This is a genomic window from Roseiflexus castenholzii DSM 13941, from assembly GCF_000017805.1.
Classification (GTDB): Bacteria; Chloroflexota; Chloroflexia; order Chloroflexales; family Roseiflexaceae; genus Roseiflexus; species Roseiflexus castenholzii.
This window is the reverse complement of record NC_009767.1, coordinates 2788711-2810570: the sequence shown is the minus strand read 5'-3', so window position 1 is coordinate 2810570 and position 21860 is coordinate 2788711. Positions and strand designations below refer to the sequence as shown.

At 59.8% G+C, this 21860-nt stretch carries 18 protein-coding genes; 13 read left to right on the top strand and 5 right to left on the bottom strand.

Annotation, left to right across the window (positions count from 1 at the left end):
* A complete protein-coding gene (locus RCAS_RS11250) occupies positions 1-1404 on the top strand; it encodes a dipeptidase (RefSeq protein ID WP_012120694.1) in 1404 nt (467 codons plus the stop codon).
* A 201-nt stretch (positions 1405-1605) separates the two neighbouring features.
* On the top strand, positions 1606-2940 hold the full coding sequence (locus tag RCAS_RS11245) for an apiosidase-like domain-containing protein (RefSeq protein WP_012120693.1): 1335 nt from the start codon (positions 1606-1608) through the stop codon (positions 2938-2940).
* Between the two features lie 439 nt (positions 2941-3379).
* On the opposite strand, the gene RCAS_RS11235 is transcribed toward RCAS_RS11245, so the two are convergent.
* Positions 3380-3655: a transposase gene (locus RCAS_RS11235; protein ID WP_198136032.1), complete on the bottom strand. Its 276-nt coding sequence runs from the start codon at positions 3653-3655 to the stop codon at positions 3380-3382.
* A gap of 410 nt (positions 3656-4065) precedes the next feature.
* On the opposite strand from RCAS_RS11235, the gene RCAS_RS11230 reads away from it, so the two are divergent.
* From RCAS_RS11230 to RCAS_RS11190, 9 genes are all read left to right on the top strand, one after another.
* Positions 4066-4953, top strand: a complete 888-nt coding sequence (locus RCAS_RS11230; RefSeq protein WP_012120692.1) for a transporter substrate-binding domain-containing protein — start codon at positions 4066-4068, stop codon at positions 4951-4953.
* 4 nt (positions 4954-4957) lie between these two features.
* Positions 4958-5611 (top strand): amino acid ABC transporter permease, encoded by a 654-nt coding sequence (locus tag RCAS_RS11225; protein ID WP_012120691.1) that lies wholly within the window; start codon positions 4958-4960, stop codon positions 5609-5611.
* Positions 5612-5642: 31 nt separating this feature from the next.
* Positions 5643-6380 carry an amino acid ABC transporter ATP-binding protein gene (locus RCAS_RS11220; protein ID WP_012120690.1) on the top strand — a complete coding sequence of 246 codons (738 nt, stop codon included), beginning with the start codon at positions 5643-5645 and terminating at the stop codon, positions 6378-6380.
* 16 nt (positions 6381-6396) lie between these two features.
* Entirely contained in the window at positions 6397-7071 is a 675-nt protein-coding gene (locus RCAS_RS11215) for an amino acid ABC transporter permease (RefSeq protein WP_012120689.1), read from the top strand.
* Between the two features lie 336 nt (positions 7072-7407).
* Positions 7408-8721, top strand: a complete 1314-nt coding sequence (locus RCAS_RS11210) for a DUF362 domain-containing protein (protein WP_012120688.1) — start codon at positions 7408-7410, stop codon at positions 8719-8721.
* A gap of 73 nt (positions 8722-8794) precedes the next feature.
* On the top strand, positions 8795-9355 hold the full coding sequence (locus RCAS_RS11205) for a PadR family transcriptional regulator (RefSeq protein WP_012120687.1): 561 nt from the start codon (positions 8795-8797) through the stop codon (positions 9353-9355).
* Positions 9356-9703: 348 nt separating this feature from the next.
* Positions 9704-10510, top strand: a complete 807-nt coding sequence (gene modA, locus RCAS_RS11200; protein WP_012120686.1) for a molybdate ABC transporter substrate-binding protein — start codon at positions 9704-9706, stop codon at positions 10508-10510.
* Complete coding sequence (gene modB, locus RCAS_RS11195) at positions 10507-11187, top strand: molybdate ABC transporter permease subunit (RefSeq protein WP_012120685.1); 681 nt, start codon at positions 10507-10509, stop codon at positions 11185-11187. Before modA ends, modB begins: the two co-directional genes overlap by 4 nt.
* Entirely contained in the window at positions 11184-12380 is a 1197-nt protein-coding gene (locus RCAS_RS11190; RefSeq protein ID WP_012120684.1) for an ABC transporter ATP-binding protein, read from the top strand. The genes modB and RCAS_RS11190 overlap by 4 nt, the downstream gene beginning before the upstream one ends.
* On the opposite strand, the gene RCAS_RS11185 is transcribed toward RCAS_RS11190, so the two are convergent.
* From RCAS_RS11185 to RCAS_RS11170, 4 genes are read right to left on the bottom strand one after another with little or no spacing between them, the layout of a single operon-like run.
* Positions 12275-12967 (bottom strand): FmdE family protein, encoded by a 693-nt coding sequence (locus RCAS_RS11185; RefSeq protein WP_012120683.1) that lies wholly within the window; start codon positions 12965-12967, stop codon positions 12275-12277. The genes RCAS_RS11190 and RCAS_RS11185 overlap by 106 nt on opposite strands.
* Before the next feature lie 41 nt (positions 12968-13008).
* The gene (locus RCAS_RS11180) at positions 13009-14058 is read right to left on the bottom strand and encodes a TorD/DmsD family molecular chaperone (protein ID WP_012120682.1); all 1050 of its coding nucleotides are present in this window, start codon (positions 14056-14058) and stop codon (positions 13009-13011) included.
* A gap of 2 nt (positions 14059-14060) precedes the next feature.
* The gene (locus tag RCAS_RS11175) at positions 14061-17111 is read right to left on the bottom strand and encodes a molybdopterin dinucleotide binding domain-containing protein (RefSeq protein ID WP_012120681.1); all 3051 of its coding nucleotides are present in this window, start codon (positions 17109-17111) and stop codon (positions 14061-14063) included.
* A gap of 18 nt (positions 17112-17129) precedes the next feature.
* Positions 17130-18827 (bottom strand): 4Fe-4S dicluster domain-containing protein, encoded by a 1698-nt coding sequence (locus RCAS_RS11170; protein ID WP_012120680.1) that lies wholly within the window; start codon positions 18825-18827, stop codon positions 17130-17132.
* 138 nt (positions 18828-18965) lie between these two features.
* On the opposite strand from RCAS_RS11170, the gene RCAS_RS11165 reads away from it, so the two are divergent.
* Positions 18966-19493: a LysR substrate-binding domain-containing protein gene (locus tag RCAS_RS11165; RefSeq protein ID WP_012120679.1), complete on the top strand. Its 528-nt coding sequence runs from the start codon at positions 18966-18968 to the stop codon at positions 19491-19493.
* Between the two features lie 289 nt (positions 19494-19782).
* A complete protein-coding gene (locus RCAS_RS11160) occupies positions 19783-21813 on the top strand; it encodes an amylo-alpha-1,6-glucosidase (protein ID WP_012120678.1) in 2031 nt (676 codons plus the stop codon).
* The last annotated feature ends 47 nt before the right edge of the window (positions 21814-21860 follow it).

Below are 21860 nucleotides of genomic sequence, written 5' to 3'. Positions count from 1 at the left end.
ATGTCCGGTTCAACAGCATCGGAGACGCTGGCTACCGTCATTGCACATCTGCGTGATCGCCAGCATGCGCATCTGACGGCATTGGGCGAGTTTCTCTCCATTCCCAGTGTCAGCATGGACCCGGCGCACGCGGCAGATATGGCGACCGCTGCGCAGTGGATGGTTGATTGCCTGCAACGTATTGGTATGACGCGCACCGAAATCGTGGCGACCGCCGGGCATCCAATCGTCTTCAGCGAGTGGCTGGATGCTGGCTCTGCTATGCCGACGCTTCTCATCTACGGGCATTACGACGTGCAGCCCGCCGATCCAATCGACGCCTGGCATACGCCACCATTTGCGCCTTCCATCCGGGATGGCAATCTCTACGCGCGCGGCGCTTCCGACGACAAGGGGCAGGTGATGGCGGTCGTCGCGGCGCTTGACGCCTGGTTGCACACCTTCGGACGGTTACCGATCAACGTCAAACTGCTCGTCGAAGGGGAAGAAGAAACATCCAGCGTCGGACTACGACGTTTTGTCCGCACTGAAACGGAACGTCTGCACTGCAACGCCGTACTGATGGTCGATTCGTCGATGTTGACACCGCAGCACCCGCTCATTCTCTACGGAACGCGGGGGAATTGTTATCTGGAGATCACAGTACGCGGACCGGCGAGCGACCTGCACTCAGGAACCTTTGGCGGTGCAGTAGAGAACCCGTTCAACGTCCTCGTCCGACTGCTGGCATCGCTCCAGGATGGCGACATGCGCCGCGTGCAGGTTCCCGGATTCTACGACAGGGTGCGGACCGTAGACGACGCCGAGCGACGTCTGCTGGCGTCGCTGCCGCTGAATGACGCTGTGCTCCAGGCGATGACCGGCGCGCCCGCGCTCGCCGGCGAAGCAGGCTATTCCGCCATCGAGCGCGCCAGCATCCGACCAACGCTGGATATTCACGGCATCAGCGGAGGATTTACGGGACCGGGAAAGAAAACCGTCATTCCGGCGCAGGCGACGGCAAAACTCTCGATGCGGCTCGTGCCCAACCAGGACCCGGAAGATATTGCGCGGCAGGTCATTGACTTTTTGCGCCGTCAGGCGCCACCGACCGTATCGCTCGATGTGCACATCCTGAGTGCGTCGCGTCCGGTGCTCATCGATTATCGTGTGCCAGAGGTTCAGGCGGCGTCACAGGCATTCGAAAAAGCATTCGGCGCACTGGCTGGATTTATGATCGGCGGCGGTACATTGCCGATCGCAGCTGATTTTCAAGAAGCCCTGGGGGCGCCGCTGGTGATCACCGGTTTCGGTCTGCCCGACGATAACATGCACGCGCCAAACGAAAAGTTGAACCTCTCCTGTTTCTTCCGGGGGAGCGAGATGATCGCCCATTATCTGGCAGCGCTTGCCTCATGCCCCTGAACGGTTCGTTCTCTCATGAGACCTCGCCCTTTGTCGCAGGCGGAAGCCAAACGCTGTCACCCTGAGCGGCGTTGCAGGTGAAATGAAGGGTCCCGACAGCGCGCGGGGCGGGTTTCTTCGCTTCGCCCAGCACGACACGTCTTGTGGTACTATCAGGCATCACGACCGGTCACTCGACAGGCAAATTGGTGAGGAAGATTGATGTCTTTACCGCGCATATGTGTCAGCACGAATCGGCGTTTTCTCATGACCGAGAGCGGTGAGCCATTCTTCTGGCTTGGCGATACCGCCTGGGAACTTTTTCATCGCCTGAGCCTGCCAGAAGCCGAGCACTATCTGAACGCGCGGCGTCAGCAGGGATTCAACCTGATTCAGGCGGTGGCGCTGGCTGAACTAGACGGCTTGCACACACCTAATGCCCAGGGACATGTGCCGCTTCTTGGTGATGATCCAACCAGACCGAACGAGTTCTACTTCCGCCACGTGGATGCGATCATCCGCATGGCGTCTGATAAGGGTCTCTACATCGGTCTGCTGCCGACATGGGGCGATAAAGTGCATGCGCGCCTGTGGGGCATTGGACCGGTTATCTTCAACGCCGGCAATGCGCGTATCTACGGTCGCTTCCTGGGTGAACGCTACCGAAACGACACCAACATCATCTGGATTCTGGGTGGAGATCGCCCTGCCCACGGGTACGAAGAGGTATGGGCAGCCATGGCACAAGGCATCACAGAAGGGTCGGGGTTCAAGCCTTTTTTTACTTACCATCCAATGGGTGGAACCAGTTCTTCCGCTGTGCTCCACGATGCCGATTGGCTCGACATGAACATGCTCCAATCCGGTCACTGTCTGATGGACGCGCCAAACTGGGAAATGATCCGCGCCGACTATGAGCGCACACCGACCAAACCGGCGCTGGACGGAGAACCGAACTATGAGCACCATCCCATCGACCCCTATCTACGTCCATGGAAACCGGAGTATGGTCGCTTTACCGACTATGATGTGCGCAAGCAGGCGTATCGCGCAGTGTTTGCGGGCGCATGCGGTCACACCTATGGCAGTCACTCAGTCTGGCAGATGTGGTCGTCCAGATACGCACCAACCACCTTTCCGTCACTTCCATGGGACGAAGCCCTATACGGACCGGGAGCGCAGCAACTGGTGCATCTGAAGAACCTGATCCTCGCCCACCCGTACTTCACCCGCATCCCCGCGCCCGACCTGCTGCCAGATGTGGCGCCTATACCGCTGCCTGTGGACCAGGAGGATCGGATCAATCCCGTTCGCGCTGCGCATCCCGTTGCGACCCGCGATAGTGAAGGAACGTATGGGTTGGTCTACTTCCCGATGGCAGGTCAGTCGTTGCGGGTGGATTTGCGTGTGCTCAGAGGGGAAGTCAGATCAGCATGGTTTGATCCGCGGAGTGGTGCGACTCATCCCATTGGAATGCACTCTCAAGGGATTGTGACCTTCGTTTCGCCAATCGGCGGACCGGACTGGGTGCTGGTCCTGAAGGCAGAGCAACCCTGACTGAAGATGAGCGTCTCCGTCTGTAGAGGTATTCCATGACCATCTCGCGGTATGGACCGGGCTGGTCTATCCGGGTTTGGACAAAATCCTGATCGATCGGCAGACTGTGCCGTTCTTTCACCCATTCCAGGTAATTACTGTACGGCCATTGTCCTGGATCGAGCACCAGTCCATCTTTCACGGGGTTGGCGTGAATGTAACAGCAGAGGTGGAGCAGATACACATCATCAGTGACCGGTTTGGCTCGAAAACGATGCTCAAATAGTGTGCCACTATGCCGGTAGCGCTTATTGAAGGCTTTGGTATAGTACTAATGACGATTGAAGATGCCGCATGCGTGTCATTCCGAGCGCAGCGACTTGTCATTCCGAGCGCAGCGAGGAATCTCAGCGGGTCGCGCACGACCCCTCGCGCTGCTCGGGGTGACCATGCCGGATGGTCACAGGTCATTGGTATCACTGTTGAAGACTCGTTGAGGAAGCAGACCGGCGGGCGAGTCGCCATCCTGACGCACCAGCAAATGGTCATGATTGGGCATCAGGCAACAGGCGATAACGGCAATCTGCAAATTCCGGGCGTACTGCTCAATTCGCTGCAAAACAAAAGCGTAGTTTTTCGGTTCGCGGAAGATAGGCATCCGGTGGGCGCCGCGGTTGTAGATATGATAGTACATCCCTGGTTGCCAGGTAATCGTGTCTCGACGAGCATAGGGCATTGGAGTTCTCTCTTCGGTCGAGCGGTTCCACACACGCAACCGCTGTCTTTTGTTCATGCTACCGCACGACCACTCGCGCGGTAACGGGCACCTTGCCCGCTGCCACTGCCGGGTGAGGCACCCGGCCACCCCAGGCGCCTGTCACCACCGCCACCGACTCTGGGTGCTGCGCTGTCCCCTGTGTTGTGGGCGCAGCACGCGCGCCAGGGCGCTCCCCACGCGGTGACGGGCACCCTAGGGGCACTCCCTACGCGGTGACGGGCGCCCTGGGCGCAGCACGCGCGCGGTGACGGGCGCCTCGCCCGCTGCAGAACCCTCGTACACCTGTGTTATACTTTTCGCGCTATCAAATGCCCCAGCGTGTCTGCTGCTCTGTGCAACGCGCAGATACGACCATCAGGAGGAGTCTCATGAAGAAACAAATGCTACTTATCGTGACGCTGATCGCCGCCATCCTGGCGATTAGCGCCTGCGGCGGAGCGCCTGCCGCGCAGCCGACCCAACCCGCCGCGCAGCCGACCCAACCCGCCGCGCAGCCGACCCAACCCGCCGCGCAGCCGACCCAACCCGCCACGCAACCAGAGGGGAAACTGGCGCAGATCCGGGCAGCCGGCAAACTCATCGTCGGCACGTCGGCAGACTACCCGCCCTACGAGTCGATCGACGCCAATGGCAACTTCGTCGGTTTCGACATGGACCTCATCCGCGCTGTCGGCGAAAAACTCGGCGTCCAGGTCGAGATTCGCGATATGCCGTTCGACTCGTTGATCGCATCGCTCCAGGAAGGCAAGATCGATGCCGTGATCGCCGCCATGCAGGCGACCGCCGAGCGTGAAGAGAAGGTCGATTTCACCATTCCTTACCGCATGACGAAAGATGCATTTATCGGCGCCGGCGATACAACAATTGTCATGAGCAAACCGGAGGATGCGGCGGGAATGACCATCGGCGCACAGACCGGTACGGTTCAGGAAGGGTGGATTCAGAAGAACCTGGTGGCCACCGGATTAACGCCTGCCGATAAGGTCTTCAGCTATGAGCGCGCCGATCAGGCAGCGCTCGACCTTGCCAGTGGACGGCTCCAACTGGTGCTGATGGACGCCGAACCCGCGTTGGAACTTGCCCAAAAGAATAATCTGAAGGTGCTGCTCGTCACTGAGACAACCGCCGAGGGCGGCAAGAGCATCGCCATCCCTGAAGGCGCCGGTGACCTCAAGGCGGAACTGGATCGGATCATTCAGGGATTGATCGATGACGGCACTGTGAAAGCGCTCGAAGAAAAGCACGGACTGCCATAAGCGCATGGCGGACTTGTTTCAGAATCTGCTCACGACTTTCAATTTTATCGTGCAGGGACTGTGGGTGACCATCAGCGTTACAGCAGTTGCACTGACGGTTGGCGTGGTGGTTGGCATCGTCATGGCAGTTGCGCGCGTCTATGGTCACCCCGCCCTTCAGATAGTCGTTTCCGCCTATAGTGTCGCTGTGCGTGCTGTGCCGGTAATTGTTATCATTTTCCTTCTGTTCTTTGTTATTTCTCGTTATGTCAATTTATCACCCTTCTGGGCCGGGGCGCTGGCGTTGGGATTCGCATCGGGAGCGTATCAGACTGAAATCTTTCGCGGCGCCCTTCAAGCCGTGCAGCCGGGGCAGATGATTGCAGCGCGGGCGATCGGCATGAGCCGCTTGCAGGCAATCCAGAGCGTCGTTCTGCCGCAGGCGCTGCGCCTGGCGCTGCCCGCGTGGGGCAATGAGGCGACGCTGGTGCTGAAGGATTCAACGCTGGTGTTCGCTGTCGGCGTGCCGGAGATTCTGCGGCGCGCGCAACAGGTCAGTGCGCGCACCTTCGAGCCGTTCCTCGCCTTCGGCGTCGCCCTGCTGCTCTACCTGGCGCTCACGCTCATCACAACCCAGGCGCTCCAGTGGCTCGAACGCCGGTATCGATTGCAGGTGTAGCCGCGTCATAGACGCATGCGTTTCAGAATCAATGACATCGCCCATTCTCCGTATCGAAGACGTGCATAAGTCATACGGCGCCCTTCAGGTGCTCAAAGGCGTATCGCTGACTGTGCAACCACGCGAGGTCGTGGTGCTGGTGGGACCGAGCGGGTCCGGCAAGAGTACGCTGCTGCGCTGCATCAACCTGCTCAACCCGCCGACGAAAGGGCGCATCTGGCTGGAAGATCAGGAGATCACCGCACCCGGCGTCAATCAGGACCGGGTGCGCCAGCGTATTGGAATGGTGTTCCAGGAGTTCAATCTCTTCACCCACCTGACGGCGCTCGGCAACGTGATGCTTGGTCTGGTTAAGGTGCGCAAGATGCGCAAAAACGAAGCGCGCGACCTGGCGATGTTCGAGTTGGAGCGCGTGGGACTCGCCGACCGCGCCCATTATTACCCGGCGCAGTTGTCCGGCGGACAGAAGCAGCGGGTGGCGATTGCCCGCGCCTTGGGGATGGATCCGCACATCATGCTTTTCGATGAACCCACGTCGGCGCTTGACCCGGAATTGACCGGCGAAGTGCTCGCCGTGATGCAGAAACTTGCTGGCGAAGGCATGACCATGATCGTCGTCTCGCACGAGATGGGATTCGCCCGGCAGGTCGCCAACCGAGTCGTGTTTATGGAAGGCGGCGTGGTCGTGGAAGAAGGAACACCGCAGCAGATGTTCGAACAACCGGTCCACGAACGGACACGCGTGTTTTTGCGGAATATTACACAGTAGCGCCTGCACATCGAGCATGCACGATTTTATCGACCTTCTGAGCAGAGTGACCCCCGACCTGTTGCAGGGAACCGTCGTGACTCTTCAGATCGCGGCGATCTCGCTGATCCTTGGGATGATCGTCGGGCTGCCGGTCGGCATCGGGCGCGTTTATGGACCGGTGTGGCTGCAACGATTGCTTGGGGCATACATTACTCTTTTTCAGGGAACACCCTTGTTGATCCAACTCTTCACAGTCTACTATGGGCTTCCCGACGTCGGCATCACCCTGGGGCGCCTTCAGGCGGCGTTTCTTACCCTTGGTCTCAACAGCGCGGCGTATCAGGCGGAATATCTGCGCAGCGCGCTGCAATCGGTGAGCGAAGGGCAGATGGTTGCCGCGCGCGCCATTGGAATGAGCAAATGGCAGGCGATCTGGAGCGTCGTTCTGCCGCAGGCGCTGCGCCTGGCGCTGCCCGCCTGGTCGAACGAAGCCATCGCCATGCTGAAGTATACCTCGGTCGTCTTTCTGATCGCCGTTCCCGACCTTATGGGGCAGGCCAAGATTCTGGCGAGCCGGTATTTCGCTCCGATCCAGATATATCTGATCGTCGCCGTGTTCTACATCGCACTGGTCGGCATCGCCTACCTGATCCTCACCATGATCGAACGCCGTGTGCGCATTCCCGGTCTGACGGGCGACGTCGGGTGACGACCCTTTCTTTACCGAAGTGCAGCATCTGGCAGATGCGACCCATAGCATCTCATCGCTCCTCCAGGATACCGATGCTTGCATTGGCAGAAGAGCCATGGTAGAGTTGTAGCTGTCACACCCATCACTGTTCCCTCATTCAATCAGCATCATTCCCCCTATCACGCATCAGAGTCGATCACATAAGAGCATCGGCATCACCCGCCGATGCCGATGCATCGGTGCAAGATGACTGCCGGACAGTCGCATTGCGATGCGCAGCGCACCGCATGTCTGGCGCGCACCAACGTGGACATGCCCCGCCGCTCCGGTTAATGATTGCACAGGAGGAGGAGTATGGATCGAAAACCCCGTCTCACCCGCCGTCAGTTCCTGATCGGAGGGGGAATAGCCGTCTCAGGGCTCCTGGTCGGACATATGCAGCGAACGATTGGGTACGCAACACACCTCGCAAACGATGCGCCGGTTGTTGCGCGAGTGTATTGCCCGTTGATCGTGGTCGATGCGCGAGCCACCACAACAGCAACCGCGTCTTCCACGCTCACTCCCTCGCCGACGTCAACTTCCTCGCCGACGTCAACTTCCTTGCCGACCGCCACTCCCTCCCCGACCGCGACAGCAGTTCCCCTGCCGCGCGGACACGTGGTTCACACCTACCACCCGCGCGCGACTTTCTGGAACTTTTCGAGCGGTTGGTACGGCGACAGCGTCGATGCCCAGATCGTCGCCGATATGGTCGATGAAGGCATCACGCGATTGACCCGCACCTCGACGCGCGCCGACGCATGGTCCGTTCTCCTTCCGAACTATCAGCCGGGGCAAATGATCGGTATCAAGGTCAGCCTGAACAATGCAGCGCGCGAAGACGACGATAATGAGATCGACGCCTTGATGGAGCCTATCAATGCCGTTATTCGCGGGCTGCTGGCAATCGGCGTTCTTGAGCAGCATATCTGGATATTCGATGTCACCCACGGCGATCACCCGGGCATTATTCCGCTGCGATTCAAGCGCCGCTGCGCGTATTCGCAGGTCAATTTCGCCTCCTATCAGGACGAACATCCCGAATTAGGCTTCAGCACAACCGAGACGGTTCGTTTCAACACTCCTTCGGGCGTTGCTGCTCTCCCAGACCTGCCCTTTTGCAATGCGTTGGTCCATCTGCATTACCTGATTAACATGCCGATCATGAAGCGTCATGTCGGCGCCGGCATCAGCCTGGGATTCAAGAACCACTTTGGATCGATTGATCGGTGCAACCTGCTGCACCGGTACACCGACATCGGCGCCGATTATTTCTCCGACCGGTACAGCCCGCTAGTCGATATCAACAATCATCCGCAGATCCGCCAGAAGACTATTCTCACCATCGGCGACGGGCTGTTCGGCAACCCCGTGAACAATATCAGCGCGCCACGCCGCTGGCGCACCTTCGGCAATGCAGCGCCCAACAGCCTGTTCTTCTCGCGCGACCCGGTCGCCATTGATTGTATCCTGGCGGACTATCTGCGCGCTGAAAGCGGCGAAATTGCAGGCGCTGACCATTACCTGAGGCTGGCCGGCGCCGCCGGGCTGGGAGTGTACGAACGCGGCGATCCGTGGGGAGGCGGATACCATCAGATCGTATACGAGCGCATCAACCTTTCTTGATCGCATCGTCATTTGACAGCATTTCCAACCTCGGCTATAGTGTGTGTATATTTATTTTTTGAATAGTTAGTAGATGAGCACCGTTAAGCGTCCCCTGACAATTGAACTGTCGCTCCTCGGGTTGGTGCGGCAACAACCGATGCATCCCTATGAGATTCATCAGCGCCTGACCACCACAGCGCTGAGCGATGTCTGGCGCATCAAGCAGGCGCATCTCTATGCCCTGCTGCATCGTCTTGAAGACGAAGGACTCCTCGTCGGAACCACCGAGAACCAGATCAATCGCCCGCCGCGCCGGATGCTGCGTCTCACCGAGCAGGGACGCGCAGCGTTCGACGAATGGATGCGCGCACCGGTTACACACGGGCGCGATTTCCGGCTCGAGTTCCTGGCAAAACTCTACTTTGCCCATCAGGAAGGCGCCGCCGCCACGCAGTCACTGATAGACCAACAGCGGAACGCCTGTCAGCGCCTGCTCGACGACCTCGATCACCGGGAGGCAACGCTCCCCACCGATCACGTGTATCGCCATCTCGTCGTTCAGTTTCGACGCGGGCAGATCCAGGCGATCCTGGCATGGCTGGATGCGTGTCGCATTGCGTTGCATGCGGGACGGTTGAACGTTGCACGTTGAAGGTGGGACAGTGAGGGCGCGCCTGGCACGCAGTCGTGTGACCGTTCCACGTTCCACGTTGCATGTGACCAGGAGTGATACCAATGACGATTGAAGATGCCGCATGCTGGTCATTCCGAGCGCAGCGACGTGTCATTCCGAGCGCAGCGACGTGTCTTCCGAGCGCAGCGACGGGTCATTCCGAGCGCAGCGAGGAATCTGCGCGGGTCGCGCACGACCCCTCGCGCTGCTCGGGGTGACCATGCCGGATGGTCACCGGTCATTGGTATGATAGGGGGACGGTAGGGGCGCGCCGCAAGCGCACTGCGAGCGCATCCAAACGGCGGATCGTTAAGCAGCGGAGACATTATGCAGCATTGCCATCACGTATTGATTCTGATCGCTCTTCTGCTCGTTGCCAGCGGATGCAGCGCCGTCCCGACGCCATCGGCGCCTCCGAACACTTCTGGCAGCGAATTGGTTGTTGCTGCCGCTGCCGATCTGACGCCGGCATTTCAGGAGATCGGCAAACGGTTCGAGGAACAAACCGGTATCAGGGTGGCATTCAATTTCGGTTCGACCGGCCAACTTGCCCAGCAGATCGAACGCGGCGCTCCGTTCGACCTGTTTTACGCGGCAAATAAGTCGTTCATCGAGGAATTGAATGCCAAAGGCATGGTCATTCCTGATACGATAGAACTCTACGCCCAGGGTCGCATCACCCTCTGGACGCGCCCGGACAGTCCCCTGAAACCGGAACGAGTGGCAGATCTCGTCGATCCGGTCTACCAACAGATCGCAATTGCGAACCCTGAGCATGCCCCTTACGGACAGGCGGCGAAAGAGGCGCTGGAGCGAGCAGGCGTCTGGGAGAAGGTGCAGCCGCGCCTGGTCCTCGGCGAGAACGTGGCGCAGACGTTGACACTGGCAGATACCGGCAATGTCGATGTTGCCATCGTGGCGCTGTCGCTCAGCGTTCAGGGCAACGGCAACTGGACGCTCATCCCTGCCGAACTGCATCCCGATCACCCGCTCCTACAAATGGCGGCGGTGGTTGCCGGCACACCGCGCGAACAGGAAGCGCGGCGCTTCATTGCGTTCGTGAATAGCCCCGAGGGGCATGCCATCATGAAGAAACACGGCTTCATTCTTCCGGGAGAGATCGTCAGTCGATGAACTGGCCCGCTTTCTGGTTGTCGTTGCAGGTCACCGCAGTCGCAAGCGTGTTCATCCTCTTTGTGGGGATTGCGCTGGCATTCCTGCTCGCCCGCGTCCGCTTTCCGCTCAGAATCATCGTAGAAACCGTCATTATGCTGCCGCTGGTGTTGCCGCCGAGCGTCATCGGCTACTATCTGCTGATAGCGTTTGGCCGGGGCAGCCCGCTCTTTGAGTGGTTCCACATCCGCATTCTGTTCACATGGCAGGCGGCAGTCGCCGCATCGGTGGTAGTGGGGCTGCCGCTGATGGTACAGAGTAGCCGGGCAGCGCTGGCAAATGTCGATCCGCTGCTGGAAAACGCAGCGCGCACGCTCGGCGCAAGCGAATGGCGCATCTTCTGGCGAATCACCCTGCCACTGGCGCGGCGCGGCATTCTGGCGGGTATGATCCTCAGTTCGGCGCGCGCCCTTGGCGAATTCGGCGCAACGTTGATGATTACCGGCAATATTCCTGGGCGCACACAAACGTTACCGGTCGCCATCTACAATGCCGTTCAGTCGCAACGGTACGCCGATGCACACCTGATGGTGCTGGTGATGACAGCGCTGGCATTTACCGGGTTGATCCTGGCGCGCCGGCTGGATCCGCCGCTTCCGAACACGCGCTCTGAACCGTCTGCAAAAGCGCCAATATGAATTCGCACCTCCATGTGAACTTTATCAAGCGCCTGGGGAATGTCACCCTTCAGATGCGCTTTTCCGTTGATACGGAAATCCTGGTGCTCTTCGGTCCTTCCGGAGCCGGGAAAACGCAGACGCTCCAGGCAATCGCCGGTCTGTCTACGCCGGATAGCGGTTTGATCGCACTCAATGATACAACCTTTTTCCAGCGCATGTCAGGAAAACCGATCATCAATTTGCCTGCGCGCAAACGTCGCATTGGGTATGTGTTCCAGCAGTATGCGCTCTTTCCTCATATGAGCGCCATCGAGAATGTGGCGTTTCCACTGGCGGGGCGGCGCGATGCGCGGGATCGCGCCATGGAGTTGCTGGAACGCATGCGCCTGGCACACCTCGCACAGCGTATGCCACACGAATTGTCGGGAGGGCAGCAGCAGCGGGTTGCAATAGCTCGCGCTCTGGCGACCGAGCCGCGCGTCCTGCTGTTTGACGAGTCCTTTTCGGCGCTGGATCGTCCTATTCGTGAACGGCTCCACGACGAGATCCGCGCGCTTCAGGCGGAGCGTCGCCTGATTGTGATCTACGTCACCCATAACCTTGACGACGCCTTTGCCGTTGGGCATCGCCTGGCGGTCGTGCGTGACGGTCGGATCGAACAGATCGGAAATATCGAGGATGTGTTCACGCGACCGGCAAATTCGCAGGTGCTCACTATTCTGGGTATTCCGAACGCAATCCGCGCGCGCGTCACCAGAACCGGACCATCCGGCGCGCTGCTCGATTGGGACGGGATCGCACTCGAAGCGCCACCGCTCGATGCGTCTCCCGGAGCGCAGGTGGTGGCGTATATTCGCCCGGAGGATATTCGGTTGATCTATCCTGACCGCCCGCTCAGCCGCGTTGTGGGCACGAATCATCTGGATGGCATTGTCGCCGAACGACGCCTGGGGCGTCACATCCATCACCTGCGCGTTGCGCTGCCCGATGGCCGACAGATCGAAGCGGTCTATCCGGCGTCGTCATACGCATCCATGAACCTGACGCCGGGCGGGCGAGTGCGCCTGGCGCTGCGCAAGGAGAGCATTGTCATCATTGCTCCCCATCAGAGTTCAGCGCCGATCAAGGATGGAATCCGCCCGGATGGGACGAATCGCACCAATGATGGTTCTGCGAGCGATCCCGTTCCGGATTCGTTGTCGCTGCTGTAATAGCGCTCTTCCCCACAAGCGCACCTCCGGCAGAGTATCTGTCCCTCACGATGGACTTCACGCTCATTGATGATCTCTTCGCCGCACTCGTCGCACACAACCCGCGCCCCCGGACGACTGATCAGGCGGTCGAGGTCTAGGGTCAGTTCCACCCGGCGGGCTTCGAGCAACACTTCGTCAGGCATGATCCGATAGGCGTCGAGATAGGCATGCCAGCGGCTCTTTGCATGCGGAGCATAGCGCCGGGCTTCCAGCCGCGCCTGTGGATGTGGGCGAATCCGCACCGCCTGGCGGGTGCGCGTATCCACAAAAGTCGCGGCAACCTTGCCATAGTCGATCAGGCGCATCGTGCGGCGACCAAGCCAGCATCCGGTGGCGACGCTGACCCCGTCGGCAAAGCAACCATCAGTTTCCACAAAGGTGAACAATCGCTTGTTCGTCTGCGGCAACTCCAATCCCAGCAAGCGCCCTGCCAGCATCCCCATACGCGCGCCAAGCGTCTGGCGCGGGCAGAGATGGCGGTGCAATGCAGCGGAGCGTTCGAGAATATCATCGAGCAGCAAATTGCCGTCTCTCGTCTCAATCATGGTCGGCTCCTCACACCTGTTCGAGATGCGTCTTCCCCATGTCACTCTATTTCCTGGGCATGATACGCCAGAAACTGTGTGCGAAGTTCACGAATCATCGCTCGACTCCGCTCGAGCCGGGAGAGCCAATGCCGGGCATGCGCCGTCCAGACTGGATACCGCTCGGTCACGACCGCCAGACGCCAGAACTCAGCGGCAAAGAGTTCATCCAGGTGATCCAGGAGCGCCGGGATGCGCTCGAATCGAGCAGCGGCATCGAAAAGATCGCGCATCATCTGCATCCGTTCACGGAGCGGCGCCTTAATCCCCAGACGACAACCAAGCGCGCCGATGTCGCGGCGACTGATGAACATCCCGGCGACATCCGGGATGATCAGGGAACGCACGATCTGATTGAGATCACGTTCATTATCATCGCCGGCATGCGCAAACAATGCACCGTCATCCTCATCTCGCCCGGCAGTCGGAGACGGATCAGGGGCGACCCGATGTTCACTGAGCGGGATCCATGGCGGCAGACCGTCGCTCTGTTCGAGATCGTCCAGGATCAACTCAAGCGTCACCCGCGCAATCGTGCAGTACAGGGGATGATCCGCCACACGCTCGACCACCCCGAGAAAGACCGGCGTCCAATGGGCGAGATGCTCGACCAGACAGCGGTGCTGCTGCGCGCGCGCCCACCTCAGCAGCGCCGGGTTTTGCTCGCGCAGCGCCCTGATCTCGATTGCCAGCAGGTGCGCCATGAGTCCCAACTGTCGCCCAAGATGGTCTGGCGCGCCAACTGTTGTTTCTTCCGCAAACCCGCACTGATAGCAGAGTTGAGCAAACCGCTGCGCAGCAGCGGTATTCAGCATCAGGTCGTGATCGACATAGAGCGACTCGTAAGGGTATGCATTGCGTCCGAAAATGGCTTCATACTCGACCTGAAGATGTTCGAGTGCGTCGGTTGTTTCAGGCGCCGTATCGGCAATGTCGGGGATGCTACGCAATGTCGCCAGTACCGCCAGATCCGGCGGACGCAGATACAGGCGCGCCAGCAGGGCATAGAGCGACTGTCTGGCGGCCGACAGGTCACCGTCTCCGTGTTCCATGGTCATTTCCTGTGATCTGATACGCATGGTTCGACCGTGACGATATGCCCATTGCCGAAATGTCGGTCGGGAAGATAGTACGCTTCGAGATCGGGGCGGAATGGACGCAGAAGCCAGTGCGGTCGCCGAAGACCATTCGGCGACACCTGACACGCAGGACGGGTCATCGCCAGCCACTCACGATACACCTCATGCGCGCGGCGCGTATCGACGAAAATGTCACCATAGCGGTCGTCTGGTCCTACACGCTCGAGTCGCACCTTCTGATGCCAGCAGTGCATGCCGCTGACCGGATCCGGCTGAACAGCAAACGTCAGGTTTTGATGCACTCCCGCGTCGTTCCACCAGATACGCTCGGTGTCGGGGTCGGAACTGGCATACGGCTGAATCCCATGGATCTGGCGCATCCGCCATTGCGCCTCGCCCATCGGCGTCAGTTCGACGAGCGCGGTGGAGAGTTTGCCGCCAACATCCTCCTGAAGCCGCCAGCGCCCAAGATGATGAGAACAGGCGATCACGCCAGGGCGGATGCCTTCTGTCACCCAGACACGGTCAATAAAGTAGCCAATAGCGGTCACGACCTTGATCAGATCGCCAGTCCGAACGCCAAGCCGCTGCGCATCGGATGGATGGATCCAGACCGGGTTCTTATGGCTGATCTCGTAAAGCCATTTGGCATTACCGCTACGAGTATGGATGAGGGTGGGCAGGCGGAAGGTCGAGAGTAACACGGCTTCGTTTCGTTCACGGTCAACCCTGCTGGGATGCACATGGCTATGGATGTAGGTCGGGATGGCATACTCGGGCCAACCCCAATCGCGCATCGTCGTCGAGTAGAACTCCAGTTTGCGCGAGGGTGTAGGAAAACCGATCAGGCGTGAACCATCCTCGAGTTGCACGCCGACTGGACGACCACGCTCCGGGTCTGGTTGGAAGAAGGGGAGCGGTGTGATATTCGAGGAAGGCGCGGCAGGCTTTCTGGTGTAGACCACCTGCGTCTCCGGGTCTATCGTCGCGTCTTCGAGTTCTGCCGCCGTCAGTGGTTGATCGTAGGTCGGTTGAACGCCTTTGCGCAACTCGAATGCGCCATAGCGACGCATATATTCCAGCGGCGTCAACCCTTCCTTCGCCGCCGCTTCGGGCAATCCGGGCACATGATTCTCGAACATCCAGGCATAGAGTTCATCGACCGTGATCTTCTCGCCGGGCCGGTAGGGACTTTCAAACGTTCGGCGCACTCCCAGGCTGCCATCAGGATCGATACGCCACGAGAGTTCGATCCAGAACTCCGTCTCTTCCCACACCTCACCGGGGTTCGCCTGGCGCGTGTCGTTGACCGGTCTGCCAAGGCGGCGCAATGCTTCGCGGATCACCGGCTGGCGAAAGGCGATCCAGCAACCGCCATGCGTTTCCTGGCTCATGATATCGTGACGTTCGGCGCCATGACCCATTGGCAGAATATAGTCGGCAAACAAACCGGTTTCGCTCCAGCTGGGCGAAAGATGAACATGCAACCCGATCTTCGATTCATCGGTCAGCACTTCCATCCAGCTCATACCGTCCGGGTTGGTCCAGAGGGGATTGTAGACACGAGTGAAATAAACATCAACCCTGCCGCGACCTTCTTTGAGAAAGTGAGGGAGCAGATAGCTCAGTTCGTAGAAACTGAGCGGGTATTCCTGGGGCCAGGTCAGTTCGTTCCAAACCTGGACGTGCGGCGCCATATTGGGATGGCGTGGAACCCATTTGTCCCAAACATTCGCCGATGTGCCGCCTTCCCGTCCAATCGAGCCGGTCAACACATTCAGGAACCAGAGACAACGCGCGACCATCCACCCGCCCAGATTGGCGCTCGTGGCGCTGCGCCAGGTATGGGTGGCGAGGCGACCGTCGCACTGCGCGATATAGTCCGCCACGCGCGCGATCTGTTCGGCGCTGACGCCACTCTCCTGCGCGGCAAACTCAAATGTGAAGGAAGCGTAAAGTTCCTCCAACTTCGCCTCGAAGGTCTCGAAGCGCACCGGCAGATCAGGGTGCTCGCAACGCAGATACTGCTCCCAGTTGACCCAGCGACGCACAAAGTCGCGGTCGTACTTCTTGCCGACAATCAGATGCCTGGCGATTGCCAGCAGAATGGCCGTCTCGCTGCCGGGCCAGGGAGCAAGCCACTCGTCCGCCAGCGAAGCGGTGTTCGACAGACGGGTATCGAGGACGATCAATTTCGCGCCTGCCATCTTCCCTTCCATAATCCGCTGCGCGTGCGGGTTGAAGTAATGGCCGGTTTCGAGATGGGAACTGATCAACAGAATGACGCGCGCATGCGCATGATCCGGCGACGGGCGATCATACCCCATCCACAACGCCTGACCACACCGTGCGCTCGATGAGCAGACATTCGTGTGCGAGTTGTGGGCATCTACACCCCAGGCAGGCAGCACCCATTCCATAATGCCATCATGACCGGGACGACCGACGTGATACATGATTTCAGTCAAACGCTTTTCGACGAGAGCGCGACGAATGCGCCCGGCAATGTCGTCGAGCGCCTCGTCCCAACTGACGCGCTTCCACTTCCCCTCGCCGCGCCGACCGACCCGCTTGAGCGGGTAAAGAATGCGATCCGGGTCGTAGACCTGATTGAGCGTTGCCGGTCCTTTGGCGCAGTTGCGCCCCCGACTACCGGGGTGTAGGGGATTTCCCTCGAACTTTTGTATCTTGAGCGTGGAAGTATCAACATACGCCAGGAGACCACAGGCGCTTTCGCAATTGAAGCAGATCGTCGGCACCAGGGTATAGGAACGCTCGACTTTCTGAGGCCATGCCTTGGGGTCGTACTCCGTCCAATGCTGCCAGCGTTCGACCGGTGGGTATCCGTTCAGTTCGGCGGTTGCTGTCCGTTCAGCGCCGTGAACCTGCACCGCTTGCGACGAGGGCTGATCGACGATGCTTGCCTGCACCGGCGCCTGCGGTTGTGCAACCGTGTCCTGCCAGATCGATGCGTGCGTCGGCTGCGCCAGTGCGCGCAGGATGTTCTTCACCAATGAGCCGGTCATACGGAACACTCCTGGAAATCAACTATTCGGAATTTCCTGCGGCGCCATCACAAAAGCGTACTCGAACATGAACAATCCGGCAATTGCTGCCAACCCTGCGGCTGCCAGTGCAACTCCAGCGATTGCGGGCGCTGCAACTGCCAGCGCGATCAGCGCCAGTGGCAGGAGATGACCCAGCAGAATGCCACCCTGCCAGAAATGGCGCTGATAGCGACCATGGCTGATAGCCTGGGCAGCGCGCGCAGCAACTTCACTGGCATGAGGAATGCCAAACTCGCCGAGCAGGGTGACGAAGAGATCGATAACCAGGCTGACACCGAAAAGCCGGACGATGAACACATCCATCCCCGCAGGAAGCGGGATCGCCAGCCCGGTTGCCAGCAGCATTCCCGATCCGACCATCAACGCCTGCACCAGGAGATGAACGGGGAGCAACGGGCTTTGCCAGAGATCGCGCCCTTCCGCCTGCGCAAAGAGGAAAGCCGTATAGATGGCTGCCAGAACACCCAATGGCAGCCCGACCCATGCAAACAATGGTCGCAGCGCCAGACCTGTCGTGTCAGGCAACAGACCGAGCGCCATCCCTGCTTCCATCAGAAACCACAACCCGGCAATCATGGTGAAACCGATCAGAAGAAATGCGCCGCGCGTCAGCCAACTGCGCCACTGCGGGCGCGTGAGAATGGTCAGGAACTTGAGTGGTTTTTCGAGATCGTAGATCAGGAGTGCGGTCGTGATACCGGTGAACAGGAGAGTCAGAAAGAGCGCAACTGCTGCGAAGAACGGCGTCATGTGCGCCAGCCCCAATCCGATGGCCAGCGCTGTCGCCAGGAAGATGCCGCTGCCGATCCCCTTCGTCACCAGGTATGCCGGTACGGGCCAGTGCCAGGGGATGGTATGCTGCGCATTGTATGCTGTCTGCACCATCTGACCGGCGATGCGCGCCGGGGCATACGCACTGTTGCCAACGCCCAATCCCTGAACGCCGGGTGTGCGGAGCAGCGCACCGTTGGCGGCAGTATGCAGCATGCGACCATTAGACGAGCCAGCATGAACGGCTTCCAGCGGGATAATGTCGTGCTGCACCCTGAGTGCGCGCGCCTGATCACTCGCAACATCCGCCCAAAAGAACGTCGCGTGTTGCTGCGTTGCAGTAGGAGTCAGCGTCGCTTCATTTGCATCGATGTAAAACAACTTCGGCGCCGTGCCTTGCTCCGGTTTGCGCACCGTCACCGGCTCGCGAGCGATCAGGCGGCGAATCAGGCTGTTGGGGTCATCGAGATCGCCAGAGATGATCGCCTGCTCAGGGCAGACCACTTCACACGCCGGTTTCAAACCGAGTTCGATGCGGTGCGAACAAAAGTGACATTTGGCGGCGCTGCGTGTTTCTGGGTCGATGTAGATCGCATCATACGGGCATGCCTGCAAGCAGGCTTTGCAGCCAATGCACGCCTTCGGATCGAACTCGACAATGCCATCGGCGCGCTGATACATCGCAGTCACCGGACAGATGCGCACACACGGCGGGTTTGCGCAGTGGTTGCACCGGGTCACCTGAAAGTGGCGTCGGGTGTCAGGAAAGGTTCCTGTCTCAACATACTTGACCCATGTCCGGTAGACGCCAAGCGGAACTTCATTTTCCGACTTGCAGGCGGTGCTGCATGCGTGGCAGCCAATACACTTCCGGTGGTCGATCAGGAAACCATAGTTTGGCATAACCGGTCATCCTTGCACAACATCATTGTCGTCAAATAGCCATCGGTCAGCAGGGGTCCGGCAGGAGGACTGCAATGCGGAGATGCTGTTTAGGGCATTGTAATACAGGGTATACTATGCAACAAGCATATCTTTTTGATGGCTGCTATAACTTTTAATCATATCTATCTCGATGTGGCATCCGTCGAGGGACCGGTCGACCACAGCGATCTGTTGCTGACGCCGTGGCGCGAGGATGACCCTGTCGGGATCGCGGCGCCAGATCATCCGCTGGCGGCGCAACCGTCGCTACGGCGCGCGACCTGCACAGAGCGCCTTTATCCGCAAAGCCGGTTCTGGAACGCGCGAGACGCTGGAGCATGCATTGACGCGCCATGGATCAGTATCCGGGTGGCGATGGAACCGGGCAGCGCCGAAGCAATCAAGCAGGCAGTCGCTGCCCGACTCGGCATCAGCGTCGTGTCGCGCGTTACGATTCAGATCGAACCGGAAACGCGGCGGTTGGTTCTTTTGCCGATCGCCGATCTGACGATTCGGCGCTCACTCACCTGTGTGCGTCACATTGATCGTCCGGTCAGCCGGGCACTCGAGGCATGGCTGCGCATGACATCGGATGACAACGAGACGTCACCGTTGTCAAGCGGAAGCCAGGCGCCGTCACCCTGAGCAGCGCCGCAGACAAAGCGAAGGGTTTCGGTAGCATGCACAGGACAGGATTCTGCGCTTTGCTCAAAACGATACGTCTCGTTGTTCCGATGGAATGATACCAATGACGATTGAAGATACCGCATACTTGTCATTCCGAGCCCTTCGCTTCGCTCAGGGTAAACGCAGCGAGGAATCTGAGCGGGTCGCGCACGACCCCTCGCGCTGCTCGGGGTGACCATGCCGGATGGTCACAGGTCATTGGTATAAGGACTCTGACCGATGATACTTGCGGAAAGGAAGGGAGTCTGTGACTCTTCAACGTTATTTTGTTGATGATCACGTCTGGGAAGCGGAAGTCGAACCAACGACGCCAGTCTTCCTCAGTGGGAAGCGCATCTATGCCATCGCAACGATCGGCGGCGCCACGCATCCATTCGGTGAATGGCATCTGCGCGGGCAGATGGGTGGCATATGGGCGCATCCGCTGCGGGTGCTGGATGGATGGACGCTGACACTGGAAGCGTATGGCGCGACCACGCCACTCGGTCACGCAACGCAGTGCGACCTCTTTGGCGCATACATCATCCGTCATTTTACGGTGGGCGACCTGGCGCTGGAATGGACTGAGTTCGCCGCCGAGGATCAACCGCACTACTATGCTACGCTGCTGACGCGCAATGATGGCGCCGCTCCGGTAGAAGCCGTTGTCGTGCTGCGCGCCGAAGCCGATCTGCGTTTCTGCTGGTTTGGCGGCATTGCTCCCGCCGAACCAGACTTCCACATCCTGCCAGACGGCGTAGCCTGGCGAGCGCCAGGCGCGTATGCAGGCATCACGGCGATCCTGAGCAGCTCAACGCCAACAGAATGGAACGTCGCAGGCAGAACGGCGCAGGCACGCTTTCCGCTGGCGCTCCAACCGGGTGAGGCGCTCGCGCTGCAATGGCGGCTCGCCGTGCAACATGATGATGCACCGCCGCCAGGGAATGTGTTGCGCGCTGCGGTCGATACCCTGTCGGCGAAGATCGCGCTGTATCGGTCAATCGCCGGAGAGATACGCCTGGAAACACCGGATGGCGACCTGGACCGCTTCTGGCAGGTGGCACGACAGAATATGCGGATGCTCATCGCCGATTACCGTCCGGCGCTGGCGCCCTACCTGCTGGCGGGATTACCGGAATACCCGCAACTCTTCGGCTGCGATACAGCGTACAGTGTGCCGGGCGTCGTCGCCGGAGGATTCGCCGACATCGCCCGCAGCGCGCTCGAGGAACTCGGCAGGTATGCCTGGCGCGCGTGCAGTCGCGTGCCCCACGAAATCACAACCAATGGGCGCGTCTACCATCCGGGCAATATCCAGGAAACTCCGCAGTTCACCGTCGCCTGCTGGGATTATGTGCGCTGGAGTGGCGACCTGGCGTTCCTGGAGCGGATATATCCGGTGTGCGTCGAAGGATTGGAGCACTTTGGAACAACACTTGAAGGGCGCGGCTACCCGATCGGCGATGGCGTGGTCGAGGTTCCTGGGATGGGCGCCTGTAAACTCGATACGGTCTGTTACCTCTATCAGGCGCTGACATCACTGCGCGAGATGGCGCTGGCACTGGGGCGACCGCACGACGCCATCCGATTCGCTGGGTATGCTGGTGCGCTGGCGGCGCGCTTCGAGCGCGATTGGTGGATCGAGCAGGAAGGAATGTATGCCGACTCGTTGCACCTCGACGAGCGGCAGCAGTTTGATGGTCACTGGACGGTGATGCTGCCGGTCGTGACCGGCATCGCCACCCCAGAGCGGGCGCAACGGACGCTGGATCGGATCATGCGCGAGTGGGTCAGCGAATGGGGAATGCTGCACACCCGCGGCGCAGACTCACGGGTATGGACGCTGCCGACCGGTCTGCTGGCGCTGGCGGCGTTCCGCACCGGCAGGGCAGACGATGGACTCAGGCTGCTGCGATGTATCGGCGAAACGGCGCGCCACGGAACGCTCGGAACATTGAAAGAGTTGATTCCGCAGGGATTGTGCTTCATCCAACTCTGGTCGGCAGGGCTGCTCGTGCAGGGCGTGACCGAAGGAATCTTTGGTCTTCATCCACAGGCGCACCGTCATGAACTGATGGTCGAACCACACCTGCCGGCAACGTGGCGCCATACAACGCTCCACGGCCTGCGCGTGGGCGAACACACGCTCGATCTGCATATCGCGCGGGAGGCGATCACGATCCGTCATCTGAAAGGGAACGCACCCTTGCTGGTGCGCTACCGCGTCGCGCCCGATCAACCCTGGCGCGACGCACGCCTGACTCCGGGCAGTCGGGCGCTGCTGGCGCACGAGGATTGACACCGCTGCGCTAACGTTTTGTTAGAGTTTGCTCGATGACCGCCTGA